Source organism: Alcanivorax sp. HI0044 (assembly GCF_001634945.1).
Genome location: NZ_LWEZ01001301.1, coordinates 1 through 711, shown reverse-complemented (window position 1 = coordinate 711; position 711 = coordinate 1). Strand labels below are relative to the sequence as shown.

The 711-nt window shown below is 58.8% G+C and carries 1 pseudogene; it reads left to right on the top strand.

Annotated features, from left to right (window positions below):
* A pseudogene (locus tag A3730_RS31880) lies at nucleotides 1–449 on the top strand (single-stranded-DNA-specific exonuclease RecJ); the annotation flags it as partial.
* Nucleotides 450–711 lie beyond the last annotated feature (262 nt).

Here is a 711-nt window from a genome sequence, read left to right as displayed (position 1 = left end):
GTCACGCCATGGCGGCGGGCCTCTCGCTGGAGCTGGAAAAGCTGGACGCGTTCAAGGCGGCGTTCGAAAAAGCGGTGGGCGAGCTGTTGTCTCCAAAAGCGCTGGAGCGCATTGTGGAAACGGACGGCGAGCTGGAAGACCACGAGCTGTCGCTGACCAATGCCGAATTGCTCAGCCACCGTTTTCCCTGGGGGCAGGGGTTCCCGGCCCCCAGTTTTGATGGCGAATTCGAGGTGCTCAAGTACCGCATCGTCGGCGAACGCCACCTGAAACTGACCCTGGGCCTGCCCGGCGTCAGCGGGGTGATTGATGCCATTCATTTCAATGTGGCGGTGGACGCGCTGCCCAGTCGTATCAGCAAGGTGCGCGGGGTGTATCGCCTGGAGGTCAACGAATTCCGTGGCCAGCGCAATCCCCAGCTGCTGTTCGAGCATCTGATTCCGCTTTGATCGGTCTGATGCGGTGGGAATGTCGGATTACGGCTACGCCTAATCTGACCTACAAAACCAACCAGCTCCCCGTGACTATGTAGGTTGAATTAGCCTGAAAGGCGTAATCCAACATTGGGCCTGGAATCAAAACCGCTTTATGTTCCCCCCATCGACTCCTGCAAAATTGTCGACAATGCTGTCGGCGGCCCCGGTTTTTGCTAGCATTGCGCTTCGCGCTCGACACCGGGTGCCTGTTTTACCAGGGTGCGGCCCAAAAGGC